The sequence below is a fragment of the Streptomyces sp. NPDC058619 genome (genome assembly GCF_042717785.1).
GTDB lineage: Bacteria > Actinomycetota > Actinomycetes > Streptomycetales > Streptomycetaceae > Streptomyces.
On the sequence record NZ_JBHXQN010000004.1, the window covers coordinates 109,873 to 131,414 of the forward strand.

26 protein-coding genes, 1 tRNA gene and 1 riboswitch are annotated in these 21,542 nt (G+C 71.9%); of the genes, 18 read left to right on the forward strand and 9 right to left on the reverse strand.

Features of this window, described 5'->3' with window-relative positions; all coding sequences use genetic code 11:
- Positions 1–221 precede the first annotated feature (221 nt).
- The 4 genes from ACFWTC_RS06230 (at position 222) to ACFWTC_RS06245 (ending at position 2,163) form a co-directional block, all read left to right on the forward strand.
- Positions 222–644: a Mov34/MPN/PAD-1 family protein gene (locus ACFWTC_RS06230; RefSeq protein ID WP_384028270.1), complete on the forward strand. Its 423-nt coding sequence runs from the start codon at positions 222–224 to the stop codon at positions 642–644.
- A gap of 77 nt (positions 645–721) precedes the next feature.
- Positions 722–829, forward strand: a complete 108-nt coding sequence (locus ACFWTC_RS06235) for a putative leader peptide (RefSeq protein ID WP_311736929.1) — start codon at positions 722–724, stop codon at positions 827–829.
- A 105-nt stretch (positions 830–934) separates the two neighbouring features.
- Complete coding sequence (locus ACFWTC_RS06240; protein WP_383924487.1) at positions 935–1,213, forward strand: MoaD/ThiS family protein; 279 nt, start codon at positions 935–937, stop codon at positions 1,211–1,213.
- Positions 1,213–2,163 (forward strand): PLP-dependent cysteine synthase family protein, encoded by a 951-nt coding sequence (locus tag ACFWTC_RS06245; protein WP_384028268.1) that lies wholly within the window; start codon positions 1,213–1,215, stop codon positions 2,161–2,163. Before ACFWTC_RS06240 ends, ACFWTC_RS06245 begins: the two co-directional genes overlap by 1 nt.
- A gap of 364 nt (positions 2,164–2,527) precedes the next feature.
- On the opposite strand, the gene ACFWTC_RS06250 is transcribed toward ACFWTC_RS06245, so the two are convergent.
- The gene (locus ACFWTC_RS06250) at positions 2,528–2,950 is read right to left on the reverse strand and encodes a hypothetical protein (protein WP_383924491.1); all 423 of its coding nucleotides are present in this window, start codon (positions 2,948–2,950) and stop codon (positions 2,528–2,530) included.
- 215 nt (positions 2,951–3,165) lie between these two features.
- Here ACFWTC_RS06250 and ACFWTC_RS06255 point away from each other — a divergent pair, with 215 nt between their 5' ends.
- Positions 3,166–3,918 carry an MBL fold metallo-hydrolase gene (locus ACFWTC_RS06255; RefSeq protein ID WP_383924494.1) on the forward strand — a complete coding sequence of 251 codons (753 nt, stop codon included), beginning with the start codon at positions 3,166–3,168 and terminating at the stop codon, positions 3,916–3,918.
- A 551-nt stretch (positions 3,919–4,469) separates the two neighbouring features.
- Here the strand turns inward: ACFWTC_RS06255 and ACFWTC_RS06260 are convergent.
- Both ACFWTC_RS06260 and ACFWTC_RS06265 read right to left on the reverse strand, forming a co-directional pair.
- Entirely contained in the window at positions 4,470–5,741 is a 1,272-nt protein-coding gene (locus ACFWTC_RS06260) for a PTS transporter subunit EIIC (protein ID WP_383924500.1), read from the reverse strand.
- A 322-nt stretch (positions 5,742–6,063) separates the two neighbouring features.
- Positions 6,064–7,365 carry a PTS transporter subunit EIIC gene (locus ACFWTC_RS06265; protein WP_384028266.1) on the reverse strand — a complete coding sequence of 434 codons (1,302 nt, stop codon included), beginning with the start codon at positions 7,363–7,365 and terminating at the stop codon, positions 6,064–6,066.
- A 173-nt stretch (positions 7,366–7,538) separates the two neighbouring features.
- Here ACFWTC_RS06265 and ACFWTC_RS06270 point away from each other — a divergent pair, with 173 nt between their 5' ends.
- From ACFWTC_RS06270 to rdgB, 4 genes are all read left to right on the forward strand, one after another.
- Complete coding sequence (locus ACFWTC_RS06270; RefSeq protein WP_383924525.1) at positions 7,539–7,826, forward strand: glucose PTS transporter subunit EIIB; 288 nt, start codon at positions 7,539–7,541, stop codon at positions 7,824–7,826.
- Between the two features lie 102 nt (positions 7,827–7,928).
- A complete protein-coding gene (rph, locus tag ACFWTC_RS06275; RefSeq protein ID WP_383924505.1) occupies positions 7,929–8,654 on the forward strand; it encodes a ribonuclease PH in 726 nt (241 codons plus the stop codon).
- A 148-nt stretch (positions 8,655–8,802) separates the two neighbouring features.
- Positions 8,803–9,198, forward strand: a complete 396-nt coding sequence (locus ACFWTC_RS06280) for a hypothetical protein (RefSeq protein ID WP_384028264.1) — start codon at positions 8,803–8,805, stop codon at positions 9,196–9,198.
- A 145-nt stretch (positions 9,199–9,343) separates the two neighbouring features.
- A complete protein-coding gene (gene rdgB, locus ACFWTC_RS06285) occupies positions 9,344–9,958 on the forward strand; it encodes an RdgB/HAM1 family non-canonical purine NTP pyrophosphatase (protein ID WP_383924511.1) in 615 nt (204 codons plus the stop codon).
- 64 nt (positions 9,959–10,022) lie between these two features.
- On the opposite strand, the gene ACFWTC_RS06290 is transcribed toward rdgB, so the two are convergent.
- The 3 genes from ACFWTC_RS06290 to bcp all read right to left on the reverse strand — a co-directional run bounded on the left by ACFWTC_RS06290 (position 10,023) and on the right by bcp (position 10,878).
- Positions 10,023–10,106, reverse strand: a tRNA-Leu gene (locus ACFWTC_RS06290).
- 108 nt (positions 10,107–10,214) lie between these two features.
- The gene (locus tag ACFWTC_RS06295; RefSeq protein WP_383924514.1) at positions 10,215–10,346 is read right to left on the reverse strand and encodes an HNH endonuclease; all 132 of its coding nucleotides are present in this window, start codon (positions 10,344–10,346) and stop codon (positions 10,215–10,217) included.
- 64 nt (positions 10,347–10,410) lie between these two features.
- A complete protein-coding gene (gene bcp / locus ACFWTC_RS06300; RefSeq protein WP_383924517.1) occupies positions 10,411–10,878 on the reverse strand; it encodes a thioredoxin-dependent thiol peroxidase in 468 nt (155 codons plus the stop codon).
- A 105-nt stretch (positions 10,879–10,983) separates the two neighbouring features.
- Here bcp and ACFWTC_RS06305 point away from each other — a divergent pair, with 105 nt between their 5' ends.
- The 3 genes from ACFWTC_RS06305 to ACFWTC_RS06315 all read left to right on the forward strand — a co-directional run bounded on the left by ACFWTC_RS06305 (position 10,984) and on the right by ACFWTC_RS06315 (position 12,186).
- Positions 10,984–11,301, forward strand: a complete 318-nt coding sequence (locus ACFWTC_RS06305) for a DUF3618 domain-containing protein (protein ID WP_384028262.1) — start codon at positions 10,984–10,986, stop codon at positions 11,299–11,301.
- Positions 11,302–11,387: 86 nt separating this feature from the next.
- Positions 11,388–11,690 (forward strand): co-chaperone GroES, encoded by a 303-nt coding sequence (locus ACFWTC_RS06310; RefSeq protein ID WP_351276517.1) that lies wholly within the window; start codon positions 11,388–11,390, stop codon positions 11,688–11,690.
- Positions 11,691–11,768: 78 nt separating this feature from the next.
- Positions 11,769–11,836, forward strand: a riboswitch (guanidine-III (ykkC-III) riboswitch).
- Positions 11,837–11,865: 29 nt separating this feature from the next.
- The gene (locus ACFWTC_RS06315) at positions 11,866–12,186 is read left to right on the forward strand and encodes a multidrug efflux SMR transporter (protein ID WP_150519451.1); all 321 of its coding nucleotides are present in this window, start codon (positions 11,866–11,868) and stop codon (positions 12,184–12,186) included.
- Positions 12,187–12,247: 61 nt separating this feature from the next.
- On the opposite strand, the gene ACFWTC_RS06320 is transcribed toward ACFWTC_RS06315, so the two are convergent.
- Positions 12,248–14,728, reverse strand: a complete 2,481-nt coding sequence (locus tag ACFWTC_RS06320) for a transglycosylase domain-containing protein (RefSeq protein ID WP_383920653.1) — start codon at positions 14,726–14,728, stop codon at positions 12,248–12,250.
- A gap of 211 nt (positions 14,729–14,939) precedes the next feature.
- Here ACFWTC_RS06320 and ACFWTC_RS06325 point away from each other — a divergent pair, with 211 nt between their 5' ends.
- The 5 genes from ACFWTC_RS06325 (at position 14,940) to ACFWTC_RS06345 (ending at position 20,128) form a co-directional block, all read left to right on the forward strand.
- Positions 14,940–15,743: an ABC transporter permease gene (locus ACFWTC_RS06325; protein WP_383920650.1), complete on the forward strand. Its 804-nt coding sequence runs from the start codon at positions 14,940–14,942 to the stop codon at positions 15,741–15,743.
- Entirely contained in the window at positions 15,736–16,605 is an 870-nt protein-coding gene (locus ACFWTC_RS06330) for an ABC transporter permease (protein WP_384030378.1), read from the forward strand. The genes ACFWTC_RS06325 and ACFWTC_RS06330 overlap by 8 nt, the downstream gene beginning before the upstream one ends.
- Positions 16,574–17,584: an ATP-binding cassette domain-containing protein gene (locus ACFWTC_RS06335; RefSeq protein ID WP_383920645.1), complete on the forward strand. Its 1,011-nt coding sequence runs from the start codon at positions 16,574–16,576 to the stop codon at positions 17,582–17,584. Before ACFWTC_RS06330 ends, ACFWTC_RS06335 begins: the two co-directional genes overlap by 32 nt.
- A gap of 144 nt (positions 17,585–17,728) precedes the next feature.
- Positions 17,729–18,436, forward strand: coding sequence for a DUF1707 domain-containing protein (locus ACFWTC_RS06340; protein WP_383920642.1), 708 nt, complete (start codon positions 17,729–17,731; stop codon positions 18,434–18,436).
- 216 nt (positions 18,437–18,652) lie between these two features.
- A complete protein-coding gene (locus ACFWTC_RS06345) occupies positions 18,653–20,128 on the forward strand; it encodes a DUF445 domain-containing protein (protein ID WP_383920639.1) in 1,476 nt (491 codons plus the stop codon).
- Positions 20,129–20,177: 49 nt separating this feature from the next.
- On the opposite strand, the gene ACFWTC_RS06350 is transcribed toward ACFWTC_RS06345, so the two are convergent.
- Positions 20,178–20,477 carry a hypothetical protein gene (locus ACFWTC_RS06350; RefSeq protein WP_383920637.1) on the reverse strand — a complete coding sequence of 100 codons (300 nt, stop codon included), beginning with the start codon at positions 20,475–20,477 and terminating at the stop codon, positions 20,178–20,180.
- 65 nt (positions 20,478–20,542) lie between these two features.
- Positions 20,543–20,722, reverse strand: a complete 180-nt coding sequence (locus ACFWTC_RS06355) for a hypothetical protein (protein WP_383920633.1) — start codon at positions 20,720–20,722, stop codon at positions 20,543–20,545.
- Positions 20,723–20,904: 182 nt separating this feature from the next.
- On the opposite strand from ACFWTC_RS06355, the gene ACFWTC_RS06360 reads away from it, so the two are divergent.
- Positions 20,905–21,441: a GNAT family N-acetyltransferase gene (locus tag ACFWTC_RS06360; protein WP_383920631.1), complete on the forward strand. Its 537-nt coding sequence runs from the start codon at positions 20,905–20,907 to the stop codon at positions 21,439–21,441.
- The last annotated feature ends 101 nt before the right edge of the window (positions 21,442–21,542 follow it).

The window sequence follows — 21,542 nt, forward strand, 5'->3', positions numbered from 1 at the left end:
GTTTTTTTTTGGTTGTTTTTTTTTTTTTTTACTCTACCCCCCCCCCCCCCCGCCCCCCCCCCGCCCGCCCCCCCCCCCCCGGGGCGGGGGGGGCCCCCCCCCCCGCCCGCGCCGGCCCCCCACGGCCCCGACACCCCGCCCCCAGGGCGGTGTGTCCATCATTCGGGCCCTCCCGTACCGCCCCTCGGTACGGGAGGGCCCGTCTGCTTATCCTGTCGCTCATGCTGACCCTCACCCAGGCCCTCTACGACCAGATCGTCGGGCACGCCCGCCAGGACCACCCCGACGAGGCCTGCGGCGTCGTGGCCGGGCCGGCCGGCACCGACCGCCCCGAGCGGTTCGTCCCGATGCTCAACGCGGCCCGCTCGCCCACGTTCTACGAGTTCGACTCGAAGGACCTGCTGAAGCTCTACCGCGAGCTGGACGACCGCGACGAGGAGCCGGTGATCGTCTACCACTCGCACACCGCGACCGAGGCCTACCCCTCGCGCACCGACGTCACGTACGCGAACGAGCCCGGCGCCCACTACGTCCTGGTCTCGACGGCGGACGAGGACGGCCTCGGGGAGTTCCAGTTCCGCTCGTACCGCATCGTCGACGGAGTGATCACCGAAGAGGAAGTGCAGGTCGTAGCGGCCTACTGACCAGTATGTGAGCGGCTGGCGTCCACGATGCGGGATCACACTCCAAACCGCCGGTCGGGAATCGTTAACATGACCGCATGGTTTCCCACGACGTGAGCATCGAGACGCCCGGCAGGCTGCTGCTCGTGGCGCGGCTGCACGTCGACCTGTGCCGCCTCGCCAGTGCCATCTGTCCTGCTGCCTGAGCACCACACCGCCCCGTCGCGCGGGGGCACGAGAACCGCGCGCCCAGCATCGCCGCCCCACGCCCTCGCACGACCCCCCAGATCCTCACGACACAGGAGCCCGCCATGGCCATCGAGGTCCGCATCCCGACCATCCTCCGCACCTACACCGACGGCGAGAAGGCCGTGTCGGGCCAGGGCGCGACCCTGTCCGAGCTGTTCTCCGACCTGGAGACCCGCCACAAGGGCATCGAGGAGCGCATCATCGACGGCGGCAAGCTGCGCCGCTTCGTGAACGTCTACCTCAACGACGAGGACGTCCGCTTCCTGGACGGCATCTCGACCGCGCTCAAGGACGGCGACAGCGTCACCATCCTCCCGGCCGTGGCCGGCGGATCGAAGTAATGCGCTACGACTCCCCGCTGGCCGCGGTCGGCAACACGCCGCTGGTCCTGCTGCCCCGGCTGTCGCCCTCGGACGAGGTGCGCATCTGGGCCAAGCTGGAGGACCGCAACCCGACCGGCTCGATCAAGGACCGCCCCGCGCTCCACATGGTCGAGCAGGCCGAGAAGGACGGCCGGCTGTACCCCGGCTGCACGATCCTGGAGCCCACCTCGGGCAACACCGGCATCTCCCTGGCGATGGCGGCCAAGCTCAAGGGCTACCGCATCGTCTGCGTGATGCCGGAGAACACCTCGCAGGAGCGCCGGGACCTTCTCAGCATGTGGGGAGCCGAGATCATCCCGTCGCCCGCGGCGGGCGGGTCGAACACCGCGGTCCGGGTGGCCAAGGAACTGGCGGCGGAGCACCCGGACTGGGTGATGCTCTACCAGTACGGCAACCCGGACAACGCGGGCGCGCACTACGCCACGACCGGCCCGGAGATCCTCGCCGACCTCCCGTCGATCACCCACTTCGTGGCGGGCCTGGGCACGACCGGCACGCTGATGGGCGTCGGCCGCTACCTGCGCGAACACGTCGAGGGCGTCAAGATCGTCGCGGCCGAGCCGCGGTACGACGACCTCGTGTACGGCCTGCGGAACCTCGACGAGGGCTTCGTCCCGGAGCTGTACGACGCCTCCGTGCTGACCACCCGCTTCTCGGTGGGCTCGGCGGACGCCGTGACCCGCGCCCGGGAACTGCTCCAGCAGGAGGGCATCTTCGCGGGCGTCTCCACGGGCGCGGCCCTGCACGCGGCGATCGGCGTCGGCCGCAAGGCGGCGGCCGCGGGCGAGACGGCGGACATCGTGTTCGTCGTGGCCGACGGGGGCTGGAAGTACCTGTCCACGGGCGTGTACACGGCGGCGACGACGGAGGAGGCCATCGAGGCCCTCCAGGGCCAGCTCTGGGCCTGACGGCCCGGGCCCCTTGGCCCCCGCCCCGCGGCGGGCCGGGCGGTGCGGTGCGGTGCGCCTCGCGGCGGGCCGGGCGGTCGGTGCGGGGCGGTGGCCTGACGGCACCCCCGGTGCCCCCGCCGCCCCGGGCGCTGCCCGGACCCGGCCCGGCTCCCCCAGGCCCCCGCGCGTTGCCCGGACCCTGGTCCGCTCTTGACGGAGGCGGGGCCCAAGCCCCGGGGCTGCGCCCCGGACCCCGCGCCTCAAACGCCGGCGGGGCTCAAACCCCCCGGGCTGCGCCCCGGACCCCGCGCCTCAAACGCCGGCGGGGTTGGATGTGTGGCCCCGGCCCGGTCCGCCGGGTCGTACAGCCCCCGTACGCGGATCACCGGCCGCCTCCCAGTCCCTTCACCTCGTCCCACACCGTCGGGTCCAGCACCCCCGCCCGTTCGCGGAACTCCCACACCGACACCTCCGCCGGCCGGTCCGCCTCCAGGTAACCCGCCCGGCCCTGCGCCCCCACGGTTCCCGGCGGCAGCGGGATCACCCCGGCGCGCCGGTCGTCGTACTTACCCGTGATCCACGCGACCCGCGCCCGGTGGCCCCGTGCCCGCCCCGCCGACAGCAGCACCAGGCACAGCCGGCCGTCGGCCAGGCGCCACAGCTCGCCCGCCCGCGGCCGCGGCGGCGGACCCGTCCCCCGTGCGGGCGGGGCCCGGCGGGGGAGTCCCAGCCGTCCTCCGGCGACCAGCACCACCAGCGCGACGGCCACGACCGCGGCCACCGGGGGCCACCAGGAGGTGTCCATGTTTCGACCGTAGCCGTGTGGGAATGCCCCGGCACGGCAGGGAACACCCGGCCTCGGCAACGCCCGTACCCACCGTCGCTCCCCCGGGTGACAGCGCAGGTGATTCCCCCCACAACGGCCTGCCGCGGAGGAGCGACCCGACGTTCCGCGCCTTACGCTCGACCCACGCACGGCCCGCATTCCGTCCACGGACCGTCCACGGAGGTTCACGCTCCATGAAGCTCACCGTCGTCGGCTGTTCGGGCTCGTTCCCGTCTGCGGAATCGGCCTGTTCGAGCTACCTCGTCGAGGCCGAGGGCTTCCGGCTGCTCCTCGACATGGGCAACGGCGCCCTCGGCGAACTCCAGCGCCACTGCGGTCTCTACGACCTCGACGCGATCTTCCTGAGCCACCTGCACGCCGACCACTGCATCGACATGTGCGCGTACTTCGTCGCCCGTTTCTACCGGCACGAGGGCGGGCGCTGCCCCGCGCTGCCCGTCTACGGCCCCGAGGGCACCGAGAGGCGCCTGACCACCGCCTACGACGACGTTCCCGACGAGCGCTCCATGAGCGAGGTCTTCGACTTCCGCACCCTGAAGTCCGGCACCTTCGACATCGGCCCCTTCCGGGTGCGCACCGAGCGGGTCAGCCACCCGGTCGAGTCGTACGGCATCCGCGTCGAGCACGGCGGCCGCTCGCTCACGTACTCCGGCGACACCGGCGCCTGCCCCGAGCTGGGCCTGCTCGCCAAGGGCGCCGACCTGTTCCTCTGCGAGGCGTCCTTCACCCACGGCAAGGAGGACGTCCCGGACCTGCACCTCAACGGCCGCGAGGCCGGCGAGTACGCCCGCGGCGGCGACGTCGGCCGGCTCGTGCTCACGCACATCCCGCCGTGGACGGACGCCGAGCGCAACCTCGCCGACGCCCGCGCGGTCTACGGCGGCCGCGTCGACCTGGCCCACGCGGGCGCCGTCTACGAGGTCTGAGCCGCCGACGGACCGCCACCGGACCGCCTCTAAGCCGCCGCGTCCCGGTCGGCCGCGGGCCGGGCGCGCCGGCCGCCGAGCGCCATCCGGTTCCAGGTGTGGCGGCGTCACCCCCCGGCAGCGGCATGACCACGCCGTCCGCGCCCGCGTCGACCAGCGCCGTCAGCCGCGCAGTGGTGATCCGCTCCGGGTGCCCGGCGTGGTGCGTCTTCCCCGACCAGAGGGCCGCGTCGTCGGCCAGCCACCGGCGCAGCTCGTCGGGGACCCGGGCCATGGCCTCGTACGAGCCGCCCGTGCCCGGGTTCGCCGTGATGCACAGGAGGGCCGCGCCCATGTCGACGAGCCGCTTGGCGTACTCGGGCTTCGCGCGCCGGATCTCCGGCACGTCGCCCGGCTCCAGGTTCACGCCGACGGGCCGGCCGATGATGCGGGGCTGTGCGGGGGAGTCATGCCGTCCACGCCGGGGAGCGCGGGCAGGCCGAAGCCCCTGCCTTTCGTAGGGAAAGGCAGGGGCTTCGGTCAAGGCCGCGTGCGGCAGGTCGGGCCGGGGCTTACTTGGCCTCGGCCTTCGCCAGCTCGGCGAGCTCCTCGTCGGACTCGCGGCCCGGGGTGGGGAGGTTGAACTTGGTGATCGCGAAGCGGAAGACGAAGTAGTAGACCACCGCGAAGCAGAGGCCGACGCCCGCCAGCATCCAGGGCTTCTCGGCGATGCCCAGGTTGAGGGCGAAGTCGACGAGGCCGGCGGAGAAGCCGAAGCCGTCGCGCATCCCCAGGGCCCAGGTCAGGGCCAGGGAGACACCGGTGAGGACCGCGTGGATCGCGTAGAGCACCGGGGCGATGAACATGAAGGTGAACTCGATGGGCTCGGTCACACCGGTCACGAAGGAGGTGAGGGCGAGCGAGAACATCATGCCGCCGACGACCTTGCGGCGTTCGGGGCGGGCGCAGTGGACGATCGCGAGGCAGGCCGCCGGGAGGGCGAACATCATGATCGGGAAGAAGCCGGTCATGAACTGTCCGGCGGAGGGGTCACCGGCGAGGAAGCGGGCGATGTCACCGTGGACGGCGCCGTTGGCGGTGTCGTACGAACCGGCCTGGAACCACGGGAAGGAGTTCAGCAGGTGGTGCATGCCGATCGGGATGAGCGCGCGGTTGGCGACACCGAAGATGCCGGCGCCGACGGCGCCCGAACCGGTCAGCCACTCACCGAAGTTGTGCAGGCCCGTGCCGAGGACCGGCCAGATCAGACCGAAGACGATGCCGGTGAGCAGACCCGCGAGGGCGGAGAGGATCGGGACGAGGCGGCGGCCGCCGAAGAAGCCCGCCCAGTCCGGCAGCTTGGTCCGGTAGAACTTCTGGTAGAGCAGCGCGGTGATGATGCCCATCACGACACCGCCGAGCACACCGGCGTTGACCGGGGCGTCGACGTTGACGATCTTGCCGCCGACGACCTTGGCGACCTGGGGCAGGTTGCTGTCGGTGAAGGTGGCGAGGACCTTCTGGAAGACCAGGTAACCGGTGACGGCGGCCAGTGCCGTGGAACCGTCGGACTTCTTGGCGAAGCCGATCGCGATGCCGACGGCGAACAGCAGCGCCATGTTGTCGAGGATCGCGCCACCACCGGCGGCCATGTATCCGGCGATCTTCAGGATGAAGGTCGGGAACACGTCCTTGTCGCCGAGCATGTCGTCGGCGCCCAGGCGGAGCAGGAGCGCGCCGGCAGGCAGCACGGCAACGGGGAGCATGAGGCTCCGGCCGATGCGCTGCATGACGGCCATCACGCCAGCGCCCTTCTTGTTTTCCGCAGCGGTCGCTGTGGACATGTGGTTCCTCCAGTGGGCAAGGCGCCGCCAGGGGACAAGGAAACTGGAGATGGCGACGTCTCAGAAAGGTGGACCGCAGGGGCCGGACAAGCCCGCATGGTCTACACCAATAAGTGGTGTAGACCAGTTGTAACACGGTGAGGGTTAGATAAGGAACCTTCAATTTCCTGTGGTCTGCGCCACATCCGGCCCGAACGGGCCGCGCATCCGGAACCCCGGTCCTCCGGGCAGGGCGAAGGCCCCCGGATCCTGGGATCCGAGGGCCCGCACCGCCGGGACCGAAGGCCCGGCGGGAGTCGTTCGCGGCTACATCACGGCTCGGCTACGCCCGGGTGGTCTCCGACTCCATCGCCTCGATCTCCTCGTCCGGCTCCCGGCCCGGGGTCGGGATGTCGAACTTCGTGATCGCGAAGCGGAACACCGCGTAGTAGACGACCGCGAAGCACAGGCCGATCGGGATGATCATCCAGGGCTTCGTGGCGAGGCTCCAGTTGATGACGTAGTCGATCAGGCCGGCGGAGAAGCTGAAGCCGTCGTGCACGCCCAGCGCCCAGGTCACCGCCATCGACACGCCCGTCAGCACCGCGTGGATCACGTACAGCAGCGGCGCCACGAAGAGGAACGAGTACTCCAGCGGTTCCGTGATCCCGGTGACGAACGAGGTCAGGCCGACCGACAGCATGAGTCCGCCGACCTCCTTGCGCCGCCGCGGCTTGGCGCAGTGCGTGATGGCCAGGGCCGCAGCCGGGAGGGCGAACATCATGATGGGGAAGAAGCCGGAGAGGAACTGCCCGGCGTTCGGGTCGCCCGCCAGGAACATCGGGATGTCGCCGTGCACGACCTGCCCGTCCGGCTTGGTGAAGCTGCCGAACTGGAACCAGACCGGCACGTTCAGGAACTGGTGCAGTCCGATGACGAGCAGCGCGCGGTTCGCGATGCCGAAGATCCCGGCGCCCCACGAACCCAGGCCCACCAGCCAGTCCGAGAAGCTCTCCAGCGCGCCGCCGATCGGCGGCCAGACCCACAGGCACAGCACCGCGAACGCGATCGCGACGAAGGTCATGATGATCGGCACCAGCCGGCGGCCGTTGAAGAAGCCCAGCCAGTCGACCAGCTTCACCCGGTGGAAGCGCTGCCAGAACCAGGCCGTCAGCAGGCCCATGATGATGCCGCCGAAGACCCCCGGGTTCTGGAACGCGTACTCGGCGAAGGTGTCGTCCGGGCCCAGGCAGCCGCCCCCGATGTCCTTCGTCCCGTCGGGGCAGGCCAGGGGGAAGGCGCGCAGCACGCTCCGGTAGACCAGGAAGCCCACCACCGCGGCGAGCGCCGTGGAGCCGTCCGCCTTCTTGGCCATCCCGATCGCGACACCGATGCAGAAGAGGAGGGGGAGGCCGAGGTCGGCGTTGAGCAGGGCGCCGCCCGCGCTCGCCATCACCCTCGCGACGTCGTTCCAGCCCAGGCCGTCCTTGCCGAACACGTCGTCCTGGCCGAGCCGGTTCAGGATGCCCGCCGCCGGCAGGACGGCGATCGGCAGCTGCAGGCTCCGCCCCATCTTCTGGAGTCCCTGGAACACGCCGTTCCACCACTTCTGCTGTGGCACCCCTGTGGCGCTGCTCGCACTCATCGGCGTCCTCCCTGACCGGCTCGTTTTTGGCAGCCGCGACGCGTGCGGCACACTGGTGTAGACCAGTTGTGGACAGGTTGCTGCTGATCGTCATCATTCGGCAGGGACCGGACACGCGCCCGTGAAGATGGGCCAACCGTGAGTTACCGTGACAAAGCGGGCCACACGGGCGGATTCCGCGTACTGGCCGCCGAGACTCGTTCTTCGTCACACTCAGGGAGAAACACATGGCCACCAAGGCTGAGAAGATCGTCGCCGGGCTCGGCGGTATCGACAACATCGAAGAGGTCGAGGGCTGCATCACCCGCCTCCGCACCGAGGTCAAGGACCCCGGCCTCGTCGACGAGGTCGCCCTCAAGGCCGCCGGCGCCCACGGCGTCGTCAAGATGGGCACCGCGATCCAGGTCGTCATCGGCACCGACGCCGACCCGATCGCCGCCGACATCGAGGACATGATGTGATCCGGTCCCACTGACCGGACCCACCACAGCACCACCGAAGACCCCGTCCCGGCCCCCGGGACGGGGTCCTCGCGTTCCCCCGCAGGGACTAGGCTCGGAGCCATGTCTCGCATCGACGGCCGTACCGCCGAACAGCTCCGCCCGGTCACCATCGAACGCGGATGGAGCAAGCACGCCGAGGGCTCCGTCCTCATCTCCTTCGGCGACACCAAGGTCTTCTGCACCGCCTCCTTCACCGAAGGCGTCCCGCGCTGGCGCAAGGGCAGCGGCGAAGGCTGGGTCACCTCCGAGTACTCGATGCTGCCCCGCTCCACCAACACCCGCGGCGACCGCGAATCCGTACGCGGCAAGATCGGCGGCCGAACCCACGAGATCTCCCGCCTGATCGGCCGCTCGCTGCGCGCCGTCATCGACTACAAGGCGCTCGGCGAGAACACCATCGTCCTGGACTGCGACGTCCTCCAGGCCGACGGCGGCACCCGCACCGCCGCCATCACCGGCGCGTACGTCGCCCTCGCGGACGCCGTCGCCTGGGGCCAGCAGAAGAAGCTGGTCAAGGCCGGCCGCAAGCCGCTCACCGGCACCGTCGCCGCCGTCAGCGTCGGCATCGTCGACGGCGAGCCCCTCCTCGACCTCTGTTACGAGGAGGACGTGCGGGCCGAGACCGACATGAACGTGGTCTGCACCGGCGACGGCCGCTTCGTCGAGGTCCAGGGCACCGCCGAGGGCGAGCCCTTCGACCGCAAGGAACTGAACGCCCTCCTCGACCTCGCCGCCGGCGGCTGCGCGGACCTCGAGGCCATCCAGCGCGGCGCGCTGGAACTGTAGGCGGCAACCGCCGGGCGCGACCCGGCGTCTACGCCGGTACGGGCGCACGGTGTCAGAGCCGTGCGCCCGTCCACGTCCACGTATGTCCACCTACGTCAAATGAACGTCCCTGTACGTCCACGCATCCGAGTTCCCGGGGGACCCCGAAGTGAAGCCGATCAAGCCGAAGCACCGCATTGCCGCCGTGGCCCTCGCCGCGGCCCTGGCCATACCCGGCCTCTCCGCCTGCGACGCCATCTCCACGGCGATGGACTGCGCCAGCACGGCGGTGGCCATCACGGACGGCGCGAACGACCTCCAGCAGGCGGTCTCCCGGGCCGGCAACAGCCCCCAGGACGCCCAGAACGCGCTCGACGCGATCGAGGCCAACCTCAAGAAGATCGGCGACCAGACGGACAACGCCGACCTGGGCAAGGCCATCGACTCGATGGAGACGGCGGTCAAGAACGTCCGCACCTCGATCGAGGGCGGCGACGCCACCCCTGACATCCAGCCCGTCGCCGACGCGGCGAGCGAACTCTCCAAGGTCTGCACCCCCGGCTGACGCGACCGGGGCGGGAAGCGCGGGGCCGCGGCGCGGGCTCGGGCCGCGCGGGGCCTTGGCCCCCGGCTCCCGGCCCGGGTCCGCCGGGCCGCCCGCGCGGGGGCGGCCGGCCGCCGCCGCCACGCGGGCCGGAATAATGGCGGGCATGACCTCCACGCCCAGCCGCCTCGTCCTCGCCACCCGCAACGCGGGCAAAGTCACCGAACTCCGCGCGATCCTGTCCGCCGCCGGCCTGCCGCACGAGCTGGTCGGCGCGGACGCGTACCCCGAGATCCCGGACGTGAAGGAAACCGGCGTCACCTTCGCCGAGAACGCCCTCCTCAAGGCCCACGCCCTGGCCCGGGCCACCGGCCTGCCGGCCGTCGCCGACGACTCCGGCCTGTGCGTGGACGTCCTGAACGGCGCCCCCGGGATCTTCTCCGCCCGCTGGGCCGGCGCCCACGGCGACGACGCCGCTAACCTCGCGCTCCTGCTGGCCCAGCTCGGCGACATCGGCGACGAGCACCGCGGCGCGCACTTCTTCTGCGCGGCCGCCCTGGCCCTCCCGGACGGCACCGAGCGCGTCGTCGAGGGCCGCCTCCTCGGCACCCTGCGCCACACCCCGGCGGGCACGGGCGGCTTCGGCTACGACCCGGTCCTCCAGCCCCTCGGCGAGTCCCGCACGTGCGCGGAGCTGACGCCGGCGGAGAAGAACGCCATCTCCCACCGCGGCCAGGCCTTCCGCGCCCTGATCCCGGAAGTCCGCACCCTCCTGGGCTGACGGGTCTGCCGCCCGGTACGCCGAGGCCCCGTACGCAACTGCGTACGGGGCCTCGGCGTAGACGTGCGGTTGGGGGGATTCGAACCCCCACGGGTTTTACCCCACTGGGACCTAAACCCAGCATGTCTAGCCATTCCATCACAACCGCTACATGTGACCCCAATTCGGACACTAGGCCCGCCTGGGTCGCACTCAGTCTACGGGCGCGGCGGTTGGGGAGGCGACAGGGTTGGGGCGGCGTTTGCGGCACCACGCATCAGTCGGGGAGTGGCAGTTGGGGAAGTGCGCAGCGGAGGTTTTCGGGCCTGTTGTCCAGCCGGTCTCCGCTGATGTGGTCGATCTGGAGCGTGATCGGCCGGCCGCGCCACTCGCCGGGGTTCCCGCACATGGCGCAGGTGTACGGCGGCCCGCACCGGGGGGTGCGGGCCGCACCGTCGCGCGAAGGGGCCGGGTCAGATGCCCAGGTCCTTGATGATCTTGGCTACGTGGCCGGTGGCCTTGACGTTGTAGAAGGCGTGCTCGACCGTGCCCTCCTCGCCCACGACCACCGTGGAGCGGATCACCCCGGTCACCGTCTTGCCGTACAGCTTCTTCTCGCCGAAGGCCCCGTACGCGGTCAGGACGGCCTTCTCCGGGTCGCCGACCAGGGTCACCTTCAGATGTTCCTGGTCGCGGAACTTCGCCAGCTTCTCCGGCTTGTCCGGGGAGACGCCGATGACGTCGTAGCCCGCCGTCGCCAGGACGTCCAGGTTGTCCGTGAAGTCGCAGGCCTGCTTCGTGCAGCCCGGCGTCAGGGCGGCCGGGTAGAAGTAGACGATCACCTTGCGGCCCTTGTGGTCGGCGAGCGAGACCTCGTTGCCGTCCGCGTCGGGCAGGGTGAAGGCGGGGGCGGTGTCGCCCGGCTGGAGTCGCTCGCTCATGTCAGACAGTCTCCTCGGGAGGGGATCGGTACGGCATGAGCCTAAGCTGACAGAGTGTCCATGACGGATCATGCCCACAGACCACACGACGACGGAGGCAGCGCGGTGCCGGAAGCCAGGACCCCCGCACAGATCGAGGCGGACATCGTCCGCCGGCGCGACCAGCTCGCCGAGACGCTCGACGAGATCGGCGTGCGCATGCACCCGAAGACGATCATCGGGGACGCGAAGGCCAAGGTGGCCTCGACGGTCGACCACACCGCCGGGCGGGCCTACGTGTCGGTGAACCGTCTGGTGACGGACGTGGCGAGCCGGTTCCGCGACGAGGACGGGACTCCGCGCGTCGAGCGGATCGTGCCCGTGGCCCTGCTGGCGGTCGCTGTCGTCGGCCTGATCGTGGTGTCGGCGCGCCGCAAGCGCTGACGACCCCTCCGGCGTGCGGGGCGGGTGCGGGCGGGTAGGTTCAGGGCGTGAGCGAGAAAACCACCCACGACAAGCTGCCCATCCGCATGCTGCACGACCGCGTGCTCGTGAAGTCCGACCTGCCGGAGGGCGAGCGCCGCTCGGGCGGCGGCATCCTCATCCCGGCGACGGCCGCGGTGGGCAAGCGGCTGGCCTGGGCCGAGGTGGTCGCGGTCGGGCAGAACGTGCGGGGTGTCGAGCCCGGCGACCGGGTGCTGTACGACCCCGAGGACCGGGCCGAGGTGGAGGTGCGGGGGGCGACGTACGTGCTGATGCGCGAGCGCGACCTGCACGCCGTGGCGGCCGAGCGGCTGGAGGGGTCCGAGGACTCCACCGGGCTGTACCTCTGAGTCCCTGACGGGGAGGGCAAGGACGACGACGGGCGGTGTGCGGGGCCGGTGACCAGGGTCACCGGCCCCGCACACCGCCCTTTGCTACGGTGGGTGAGTACCCCGACGAGACGCGCCGTACCGGGTTGAGGACAAGACGACGCACCCCGTTCGCTCTCGTCCCGGAGGTGCCTTCATGGCCTGGATCCTGCTGCTCGTCGCCGGTCTGCTCGAAGTCGGCTGGTCGATCGGAATGAAGTTCACCGAGGGATTCACCCGGCTGTGGCCCAGTGTGTTCACGGGCGCCGGGATCGTCGCCAGCATGGTGTTGCTGTCCTACGCTGCCAAGACCCTGCCGATCGGTACGGCGTACGGGGTGTGGGTGGGCATCGGGGCCGCCGGTGCGGCCGTGCTCGGTATGGCGGTGCTGGGTGAGCCCGTGACCGCCGCCCGGATCTTCTTCATCTGTCTGCTGCTGGTCGCCGTCGTGGGGCTGAAGGCGACCTCCGGCCACTGACCGGCCGGGGCGTGCCCCGGTCCGGCCGCCGCGCCGGGGCGTGCCCGGTCCGGCCGCCGTGTCACTCCAGGAACGCGGACGGCGGCGGGCGCAGCCCCTCGGTGGCGCCCCCGTCCGTGCCCTGGGTGCCCGTGGTGGCGCCGCCCTGGTTGCCCTGGGTGGTGCCGCCGTCCGTCTGGCCTCCCTGCGTCTGTCCGCCGTCGCCCTGTCCGCCGTCGCCCTGCCCGCCGTCCGTGCGGCCGCCGTCGGTCTGGCCGCCGTCGCCCTGGCCGTTGTTCGTCCGCCCCCCCTGGTCCTGACCGCCCGTGGACGGGGTGGGGGGTGTCGGCCGGCCAGGCCGCTGCGGGGGCGTCGGCGTACGGCCGCCCGGGGTCCGCGGCGGGGTGTCGGACTCGGACGGCGGCAGCAGCGGCGGCGGGTTGGCCGCGCCGGGCTGGAGGTCGAGTTCGAAGTCGAGCGGGTCGGTGCCCTCCAGCGCCGTCTTCGTGTACGCGGCCCAGATCCGGGCCGGGTAGCCGCCGCCGCCGATCCGGGGTTCGCCCAGGGCGCCGTACAGGGACTGGAGGGTGCCGGTGTCGGGGTCCTGGCCCATCATCGCCACCACCGTGACCAGGTCCGGGGTGTACGCCGCGAACCAGGCCGAGCGGTCCAGCTCCCCGGTTCCGGTCTTGCCGGCCGCGGGGTGGCCTGCGGCGAGGGCCGCGGTGCCCGTGCCGTTGTCGACGACGCTGACCAGCACCGAGGTGGTGGTGTCCGCGGCCTCGCGGCTGACGGCCTGGGACGGCTCGCGGGCAGGGAGCCCGACGGTGTCGCCGCCCTTGGTGATCTCCTCCAGGAAGGTGTACGGGGTGCGCCGGCCGTGGTCCGCGAGCGTCGTGTACGCCTGGGTCATGTCCAGGACGCTGGCCTGCATCGTGCCGAGCGCCATGGCCGGTCCGGAGTCGAAGTTCGGGGTGTCCTCGGGGATGCCGAGGGCGACGGCGGTCTTCTTGACCTCGTCGGTGCCGACGTCGACGACCATCTGGGCGAAGACGGCGTTCACGGAGAGGTCGGTGGCGGTGGCGACGGTGATGTTCCCGTACGACACCTGGCCCTCGTTCTCGGGGGCGTAGGGGATGCGGGTGCCCACGACGCGGCGCTTGTTGTCGCCGTTGTAGACCGTGTGGGGGGTGATGCGGCGGCCGTCCTGGGTGCGGGAGCCGTTCTCGACGGCGGCCGCGAACACGAACGGCTTGAAGGTAGAGGCGACCTGGTAGTCGTGCCGGGTCGCGTTGTTGACGTACTGCTTGGTGTAGTCGATGCCGCCGTACATGGCGACGACCTTGCCGGTGGCCGGGTCGATGGAGACCCCGCCGGCCCGTACGAGGCGGTCGGCCTTGCGCTTGTCCGGTTCGAGCTTGCCGACCATCTCGCCGTCGACGGCTTCGACGAAGGCGTTCTGACGGCGCCGGTCGATGGTCGTGGTGATGCGGTAGCCGCCCCCGGCGAGAGTCTTGTCGGCGAGGACCTTCCGCTCGACGATGAAGTCCCTGACGGCCTCGACGAGGTAGCCGCGCTGCCCGGACAGCCCGGCGGCCGTACGGACCTTGCCGGGCTCGGGGAACTGCGTGGCCGCGCGCTCGGCGGCGGGCATCCAGTCCTTCTTCACCATGCCGTCGAGCACGTAGTTCCAGCGGGCGACGGCGCGCGGGCGGCTCTGCGGGTGGGAGACGACGTCGAAGGCGCTGGGGGAGTTGAGGAGGGTGGCGAGGTAGGCGCCCTCGGCGGTGGTGAGCCGGTCGACGTCCTTGCCGTAGTAGGCCTGGGAGGCGGCCTGGACGCCGTAGGCGTTGCGGCCGAAGTAGCTGGTGTTCAGGTAGCCCTCGAGGATGTAGTCCTTCGACTTCTCGCGGCCGAGCTTGATCGCGATGAAGAACTCCTTGGCCTTGCGCTTGATCGTCTGTTCCTGGCCCAGGTAGTAGTTCTTCACGTACTGCTGGGTGATGGTCGAGCCGGACTGGGTGCCCTTGCCGGTGGCGGTGTTCCAGGCGGCCCGGAGCATCGCCTTGGGGTCGACCGCCCGCTCGGAGTAGAAGTCCCGGTCCTCGGCGGCCAGTACGGCTTCCTGGACGGTGCGGGGGACCTGGGAGAGCGCGACGTTGACCCGGTTGACCTCGCCGTCGCGGGCGATCAGGGAGCCGTCGGAGTAGAGGTAGACGTTCGACTGGGCGGTCGCCGCGGCGTTGGCCGGGGGGATGTCGACCAGGAGGTAGCCGGCGACGAGGGCGCCGCCCAGCAGCAGGGCGAGCAGCAGGACGCCGCCCGCGACCGTGCGCCAGGTGGGGAGGAGGCGCCGCGCGCCGGTCCGCCTGTCGCGCACCTTCCTGCCGGGCTTCCCCGGTTTCCCCGCCTTTCCGGGCTCCCCGGGTGGTCCCTGGTCTTGTGACGTGCCCGGCTGTCGGGGCGTACCGGGCTGCCGCGGGGACTGCCGGGCTCGCGGGTCCCCGGGCGGGGTGTCCGGGTCGCGAGGGTTCCAGCCCGGTGGTGGTGACGGGTCGCTCATCTCCAGGACTCCTCGGCGCCGTGCGAAATATCCACTTCTGTACCTCATGGTGTCTACCCGATGGCCACGGGTTCCGAGCCGGACGGGCGTAAAACCGGTCGCGGGGATCGCCCCTCCGCACTAAGCTCGCGCGCTTTGGCCGACGTAGGAACGACGTGGGAAACGGAGGGATACGGTGCGTCAGAGAGCAGGCGGGGGAGCCCGGTCGTCGGTGCGTCTCTACCTGGCGGTCGCGGCCGGGGGATTCCGGCGCTACGCCACCTACGGGACGGCGACGGCGGCGGGGGTGTTCACGAACACCGTGTTCGGCTTCATCGTCGCGTACACGTACATCGCGCTGTGGGACGAGCGGCCCGGACTCGGCGGCTACGACCAGGCGCAGGCCCTGACCTTCGTGTGGGTCAGCCAGGCGCTGCTCGCCGCGGCGGCGCTCATCGGCGGCGGGTTCCAGGAGGAGCTCCAGGAGCGCGTCCGTACGGGGGACATCGCCGTCGACCTGTACCGGCCGGCGGACCTCCAGATGTGGTGGCTGGCGGCCGATCTGGGCCGGGCCGCCTTCCAGTTGGCGGGGCGCGGGGTGCTGCCGCTGCTGGCGGGGGCGCTGGCGTTCCCGCTGGCGCTGCCGGCGGACCCGGCGCGCTGGCTGCTGTTCCTGGTCTCCGTCACGCTCGGGCTGGTGGTGAGCTTCGCGCTGCGCTACCTGCTCGGGCTGGCGGCGTTCTGGCTGATGGACGGGGCGGGGATCAACCTGATGGCCACCGTGGTCACGATCTTCTTCTCCGGGATGCTGCTGCCGCTCACCGTGTTCCCGGGCGGCTTCGGCGAGCTCGTCCGGGTCCTGCCGTGGGCGGCGATGCTCCAGGTCCCGATGGACGTGCTGCTGGGCGAGCACGCGGGGGCGGGGGCGGCGGCCGGGGCGCTGGCGTTCCAGGCCGGGTGGGCGGTGGTCCTGCTGGGGGCGGGCCGGCTGGTGCAGTCGGCGGCGACGCGGAAGGTGGTGGTCCAGGGTGGCTGAGGCGGTGCTGGCGCGGAGCCGGATGGAGCAGGAGCTGGAGCTGCCCCGGCGCAACCGGGCCGTGGAGGGGGTGCGGGGCTACGGGCTGATCGTGGCGATGTGGATCCGGTCGACGATGACGTACCGGACGTCGTTCTTCCTGTCGACCTTCGGGAACGCGGCGATCACGCTCCTCGACTTCGTCGCGATCGCCATCATGTTCTCGCACGTGGACGTCCTGGGCGGTTTCACGCTGCCCGAGGTCGCCCTGCTGTACGGGTCCTGCTCGGCCTCCCTGGGCCTGGCGGACCTGCTCCTGGGCAACACCGACCGGATCGGCTCCCGCATCCGCGACGGCTCGCTCGACACCATGCTGGTGCGTCCGGTCCCGGTGCTCGCGCAGGTCGCGGCGGACCGCTTCGCGCTGCGCCGGCTGGGCCGGATCGCCCAGGGCCTGGGGCTGCTGGCCTGGGCGGTGTCCGCGCTGGACCTGGAGTGGACCATCGGCAAGGTGCTGCTGGTGCCGGTGATGATCACGGCGGGTGCGGCGATCTTCGGGGCGGTCATGGTGGCGGGTGCGGCGTTCCAGTTCCTGGCCGGGGACGCGGCGGAGGTGCAGAACTCCTTCACGTACGGGGGCTGCACGATGCTCCAGTACCCGCCGACGGTGTTCGGCAAGGACCTGCTGCGCGGGGTGACCTTCATCGTTCCGCTGGCCTTCGTCAACTGGCTGCCCGCGCTGTACCTGCTGGGCCGGCCGGATCCGCTGGGGCTGCCGCAGTGGGTCGCGTTCGTGAGCCCGCTGGTGGCGTTCGCCGTGTTCCTGCCCGCGTCGCTGGCGTGGCGTGCGGGTGTCCGTTCGTACCGAAGCACGGGAAGCTAGGGAGTTGGCTGTGGCGGATGCGCTGATCTCGCTGGACGGGGTCGAGAAGGTGTTCGACGTACGGCGCCGGGTGGGGCTGATGCGCCGGGAGAAGCGTCAGGTCAGGGCCGTGGACGGGCTCAGTTTCGAGGTGGCGCGGGGCGAGATGGTCGGCTACATCGGGCCCAACGGCGCCGGGAAGTCGACCACCATCAAGATGCTGACCGGCATCCTGACCCCGAGCGGCGGCCGGCTGCGGGTCGCGGGCATCGACCCGGCGCGGGAGCGGATGCGGCTCGCGCACCGGATCGGCGTGGTCTTCGGGCAGCGGACCACGCTGTGGTGGGACCTGCCGCTGAAGGACTCGTACGGGCTGATGCGGCGGATGTACCGGATCCCGGCGGCGCGGTTCGCGCAGAACATGGAGCGCTGCGTGGACCGGCTGGACCTGGCCGAGCTGCTCGACGTGCCGGTGCGCCAGCTCTCGCTGGGGCAGCGGATGCGCGGGGACATCGCGGCGGCGCTGCTGCACGATCCGGACGTGCTGTACCTGGACGAGCCGACGATCGGGCTCGACGTGGTGAGCAAGGCGAAGGTGCGCGGCTTCCTGCGGCAGCTGAACGAGGAGCTCGGCACGACGGTGCTGCTGACCACGCACGACCTCCAGGACATCGAGCAGCTGTGCGAGCGGGTGATGGTGATCGACCACGGCCGGCTGATGTACGACGGGCCGCTGCAGGGGCTGCACTCGGCGGGGTCGGTCGGGGAGAGCGAGCGGACGCTGGTGGTGGACCTGGAGCGCGAGCTCGCGCCGATCAGCGTGCCGGGCGCGCGGGTGGTGAAGGTGGACGGGCCGCGGCAGTGGCTGGCGTTCCCGGCGGGGGCGTCGGCGGCGCCGCTGGTGGCGGCGGTGGCGGCGCAGTACCCGCTGGTGGACCTGTCGGTGCGGGAGCCGGACATCGAGGACGTGATCGCGCGGATGTACGCGGGCCGGGGGTGACGCCGTAGGCGGGTCGGGGACGGAAGCGTCCGCGGGTCGGGGTCGAAACCCTCCGCGGGGCGGGGATAAATCAGGGTCGAGCCCGGGGTGCAGGGGGGCGGCGGGCCATACAACTCCCGTGGATCAGTGCATAGGCTGGGCCACATGAGTGACGAGCGGCCGGAGAAGCCGTTGCCGGAGCTGAGGGCGTCCGATGCCGACCGGGACCGGGTGGTGGAGCGGTTGCGCGACGCGGTGGCCGAGGGCCGGCTCGACATGGAGGAGTTCGAGGAGCGACTGGAGGCGGCCTACACGTCCCGTACGTACGCGGAGCTGGAACCGCTGACCCGCGACCTGCCGGCGGTGCCGGGCGTCCCGGGGGGTGTCGCCCCGGCGGCCTCCCCGACGCCGGTGCCGCTCGCCGGCGGGGGCACGGTGCGGCCCTGGGCCGAGCGGGTCGGCCGGGAGCCGGCGAGCTCGTCCGGGGCGGTCGCGGTCATGTCGAGCTTCCAGCGCAAGGGCCGGTGGACGGTGCCCGCGCGCTTCGACGCGGTGGCGTTCTGGGGCGGTGGGGAGCTGGACCTGCGCGAGGCGGACTTCGCCCAGCGCGAGGTCGTGATCAGCTGCGTCGCGGTCATGGGAGGCGTCCAGATCACGGTGCCGCCGGGGGTGGAGATCGACGTCCGGGGCATCGGCGTGATGGGCGCCTTCGACCAGCGCGACACCCCGGGCCCGGCGGAGCCGGGCGCTCCGCGGGTGGTCGTGACCGGCTTCGCGTTCTGGGGCGGGGTGGAGATCAAGGTCAAGCCTCCGAAGTCCCCGAAGCCTCCCAAGGGCCTCGACGGTCCGAAGTCGCTGCGCAAGAAGCGCTGACGGGGCGCGGGGCGGGGTGGGCGGGCGCCGGGCGAGGCCGGGAACCGGGCCGGGTCGGGCGCCGGTTGGGTGCGGGGCCGGGCGGGCTCCCCGGTTCCCCGCTGAGCGGTCCGGATGCGGGTACGCGCACGGATATCCGTACGGGGAGCGCGGTGGCGCCGGTGGGAGTGACACGGCGTGCCGGGAACTCCTCGCGCCTCCCGGGAGTCGGATGCTATGCAGACAAACCGGCGTCCCCGGGGAAAGCAGGAGCACGTGGACAACCGCACCACCGCCGGAGGCAGTGCCCCGCCGCCGATCGACCCGCCGCCCGGGGGACCGCCGCCGGGCGGGCCGTCAGCGACCGACCCGCCGGGCGGGCCGTCGCGGCCGAGCAGGCCGGCGGCGACCGGGCGGGCGGCGCGGCCCGCGGCGCCCGCCCGCGGGGCGTTCGTGTTCAGCGCGGCCGACGAGGAGCGGCGCCACGGCGTCCGCCGGATGAAGGCCACCGCGACGGGGCTGCTGCTCCTGGTCGCGCTGGTCTACGTACTGGCCAAGTACGCCCAGAACGCCTGGGGCGCGGGCGGCTGGGCCGGGTACGTCGCCGCCGCGGCCGAAGCCGGCATGGTCGGCGCGCTCGCGGACTGGTTCGCGGTCACCGCCCTCTTCCGGCGGCCGCTGGGCCTGCCCATCCCGCACACCGCGATCATCCCGACGAAGAAGGACCAGCTCGGGGTCTCCCTCGGCGAGTTCGTCGGCGAGAACTTCCTCTCCTCCGACGTGGTCAAGGCCCGCCTGCACGCCCTCGGCATCGGCGGCCGCCTCGGCGCCTGGCTGGCCGAGCCGGAGCACGCCGACCGGGTCACGGCCGAGCTGGCGACCGCGCTGCGCGGGGCCCTGACCGTACTGCGCGACTCCGACGTGCAGGCGGTCGTGGGCGAGGCCATCACCCGGCGGGCCGAGACGGCGGAGATCGCGCCGGGCATCGGCAAGACGCTGGAGCGCGTCGTCGCGGACGGCGGGCACCACCGGGCCGTCGACCTCGTGTGCGCGCGGGCCCACGACTGGCTGGTCACGCACGGGGAAGCGGTCATGGACGCCGTCCAGGGCGGGGCACCCGGCTGGACGCCGCGGTTCGTGGACCGCAAGATCGGCGACCGGGTGTACAAGGAGCTGCTCCGCTTCGTCACGGAGATGCGCGACATGCCGGAGCACCCGGCGCGCGGGGCGGTCGACCGGTTCCTGACGGACTTCGCGGCCGACCTCCAGTCGGACACGGAGACCCGGGCGCGCATAGAGCGCCTGAAGTCCGAGCTGCTGGCGCGCGACGAGGTGCAGGACGTGATCGCCTCCGCCTGGACCGCGGTGCGGTCGATGATGATCTCGGCGGCGGAGGACGAGCAGAGCGCGCTGCGCCTGCGGGTCCGGTCCTCGCTGATGACGCTGGGGGCCAGGCTGGCGACGGACGGCCGTCTCCAGGACAAGGTGGAGGGCTGGATCGAGGGGGCGGTGGTGTACGTCGTCACGACCTACCGCACCGAGATCACCTCGCTGATCACGGACACCGTGGCGGGCTGGGACGCCGAGCACACGTCCCGCAAGATCGAGGCCCACATCGGCCGGGACCTGCAGTTCATCCGGATCAACGGAACGGTGGTCGGCGCCCTGGCGGGCCTGCTGATCTACTCGGTGTCGCAGGCGTTCGGCGCGTAGCGGGGGCTGGACGGGCGCGGGGCCGGGGCCGCCGGCCGGGAAGGTGGCGCTAGCCGCGGTCGGCGACGGCCCAGGTGGTGGCGGCGACGACGCCTGCGGCCCCGAACACGGCCGGCCACGCGCCGACCTTCTTGGCCAGCGGGTGCGAGCCGGCGAACGCGGCGATGTAGAGCGCCCCGAGCCCGGCGGCCGCGGGCACACCGCCCCGACGGTGCCACTCCCGCCCGGCGGCGAGTCCGGCCGCACCGAGTACGACACCGCCCAGCGGCCGCTTCTTGGTCCACCGGGCGACGGCGTACCCGCCGACCAGACCGGCCGCCGCCACGGCGGAACTCGGTACCCGAGCCATGTCCAACTCCTTCGGTCGTCTTGTCCTATGGGCTTCACTGTGAGAGTACGAGGGTGAGGAGGAGGCTAACGCGATCGCCCGGCCACCCGACGGGCACCCAGCACCCACACCAGCACGATCACGGCCCCGCCGATCACGGAGTCCGGCACCGCGTCCCGTACGGCGTGCGGGAGCAACGCCAGTACCCCCAAGGCGAGGAGGAAGGCGAGCGCGCACCGGCCGACCGTTCGAAGCATTCTGTCCACGGCTGCTCAACGCGGTCGCCGGGTGTCCCGACACGGAGGACCGGGAGGCGATTTGTCGCATACTCGCCGGATCCGTGCGTTGTGCGCGACGGGAACGCGGAGCCCATAAATTCACTCTCCCAACCCAAAATGGGAAAATCCCCACCCACCCCTCGGAACCCGACCTCAGGAGCCAGAACAACGTGATCTGCTACGGACAGGCCGTCCTCGACCTCGCGGACGAACTGGTCGACGTCTATGCCGACGTCTTCTCCGGCCCGCCGTGGAACGAGGATGAAGAAACCATTCGCCAGTTCGCGACCCGTCTCCCCGCCGACGCCCGGCGCCGTGGGTTCCGTACCGCCTTCGCCCAGTCCGCGACCGGCATCGACGGCTTCGCCACGGGCTGGATCACACCGGCGGCCTTCCCCAAGGTCCGCGGCTACGCCCAGGTGACCGCCCAACTCGGCGCGGCCCGGGTGAAGGAGCTCCTGACCGGCGCGCTGGAGATAGACGAGCTCGCCGTACGCCCCTACGCGCGCGGCCACGGCACCGGGCGGGCCCTGCTCACCGAGATCACCGCCGACGCCCCGGACCGGCGGGCCTGGCTACTGACGTCCCGCCTCGCCAGGGACACGGTGGCGACCTACCGCCGCCTGGGCTGGCACGAGGTCCCGGCCCGGCCGGGCACCGAGACCGGGGTCGTCGTGTTCCTGTCGCCGGAGCACCCGGGCCGCTGAGGGCGGTACGCCGCCCCCGCGCCCGGGCATACCGGCCGCATGATCACCACGCGGCAACCCCGCCCCCGCCCGAACCGGCAGCCCGCCCACTCCGGACCGGC

Excerpts from the sequence above, each read along its gene's own strand:
- ACFWTC_RS06230 (WP_384028270.1), top strand. The coding sequence starts at position 222 with ATGCTGACCCTCACCCAGGCCCTCTACGACCAGATCGTCGGGCACGCC.
- ACFWTC_RS06235 (WP_311736929.1), top strand. The coding sequence starts at position 722 with ATGGTTTCCCACGACGTGAGCATCGAGACGCCCGGCAGGCTGCTGCTC.
- ACFWTC_RS06240 (WP_383924487.1), top strand. The coding sequence starts at position 935 with ATGGCCATCGAGGTCCGCATCCCGACCATCCTCCGCACCTACACCGAC.
- ACFWTC_RS06245 (WP_384028268.1), top strand. The coding sequence starts at position 1,213 with ATGCGCTACGACTCCCCGCTGGCCGCGGTCGGCAACACGCCGCTGGTC.
- ACFWTC_RS06250 (WP_383924491.1), bottom strand. The coding sequence starts at position 2,950 with ATGGACACCTCCTGGTGGCCCCCGGTGGCCGCGGTCGTGGCCGTCGCG.
- ACFWTC_RS06255 (WP_383924494.1), top strand. The coding sequence starts at position 3,166 with ATGAAGCTCACCGTCGTCGGCTGTTCGGGCTCGTTCCCGTCTGCGGAA.
- ACFWTC_RS06260 (WP_383924500.1), bottom strand. The coding sequence starts at position 5,741 with ATGTCCACAGCGACCGCTGCGGAAAACAAGAAGGGCGCTGGCGTGATG.
- ACFWTC_RS06265 (WP_384028266.1), bottom strand. The coding sequence starts at position 7,365 with ATGAGTGCGAGCAGCGCCACAGGGGTGCCACAGCAGAAGTGGTGGAAC.
- rph (WP_383924505.1), top strand. The coding sequence starts at position 7,929 with ATGTCTCGCATCGACGGCCGTACCGCCGAACAGCTCCGCCCGGTCACC.
- rdgB (WP_383924511.1), top strand. The coding sequence starts at position 9,344 with ATGACCTCCACGCCCAGCCGCCTCGTCCTCGCCACCCGCAACGCGGGC.
- ACFWTC_RS06295 (WP_383924514.1), bottom strand. The coding sequence starts at position 10,346 with ATGTGCGGGAACCCCGGCGAGTGGCGCGGCCGGCCGATCACGCTCCAG.
- bcp (WP_383924517.1), bottom strand. The coding sequence starts at position 10,878 with ATGAGCGAGCGACTCCAGCCGGGCGACACCGCCCCCGCCTTCACCCTG.
- ACFWTC_RS06310 (WP_351276517.1), top strand. The coding sequence starts at position 11,388 with ATGCTGCACGACCGCGTGCTCGTGAAGTCCGACCTGCCGGAGGGCGAG.
- ACFWTC_RS06315 (WP_150519451.1), top strand. The coding sequence starts at position 11,866 with ATGGCCTGGATCCTGCTGCTCGTCGCCGGTCTGCTCGAAGTCGGCTGG.
- ACFWTC_RS06320 (WP_383920653.1), bottom strand. The coding sequence starts at position 14,728 with ATGAGCGACCCGTCACCACCACCGGGCTGGAACCCTCGCGACCCGGAC.
- ACFWTC_RS06340 (WP_383920642.1), top strand. The coding sequence starts at position 17,729 with ATGAGTGACGAGCGGCCGGAGAAGCCGTTGCCGGAGCTGAGGGCGTCC.
- ACFWTC_RS06345 (WP_383920639.1), top strand. The coding sequence starts at position 18,653 with ATGCAGACAAACCGGCGTCCCCGGGGAAAGCAGGAGCACGTGGACAAC.
- ACFWTC_RS06350 (WP_383920637.1), bottom strand. The coding sequence starts at position 20,477 with ATGGCTCGGGTACCGAGTTCCGCCGTGGCGGCGGCCGGTCTGGTCGGC.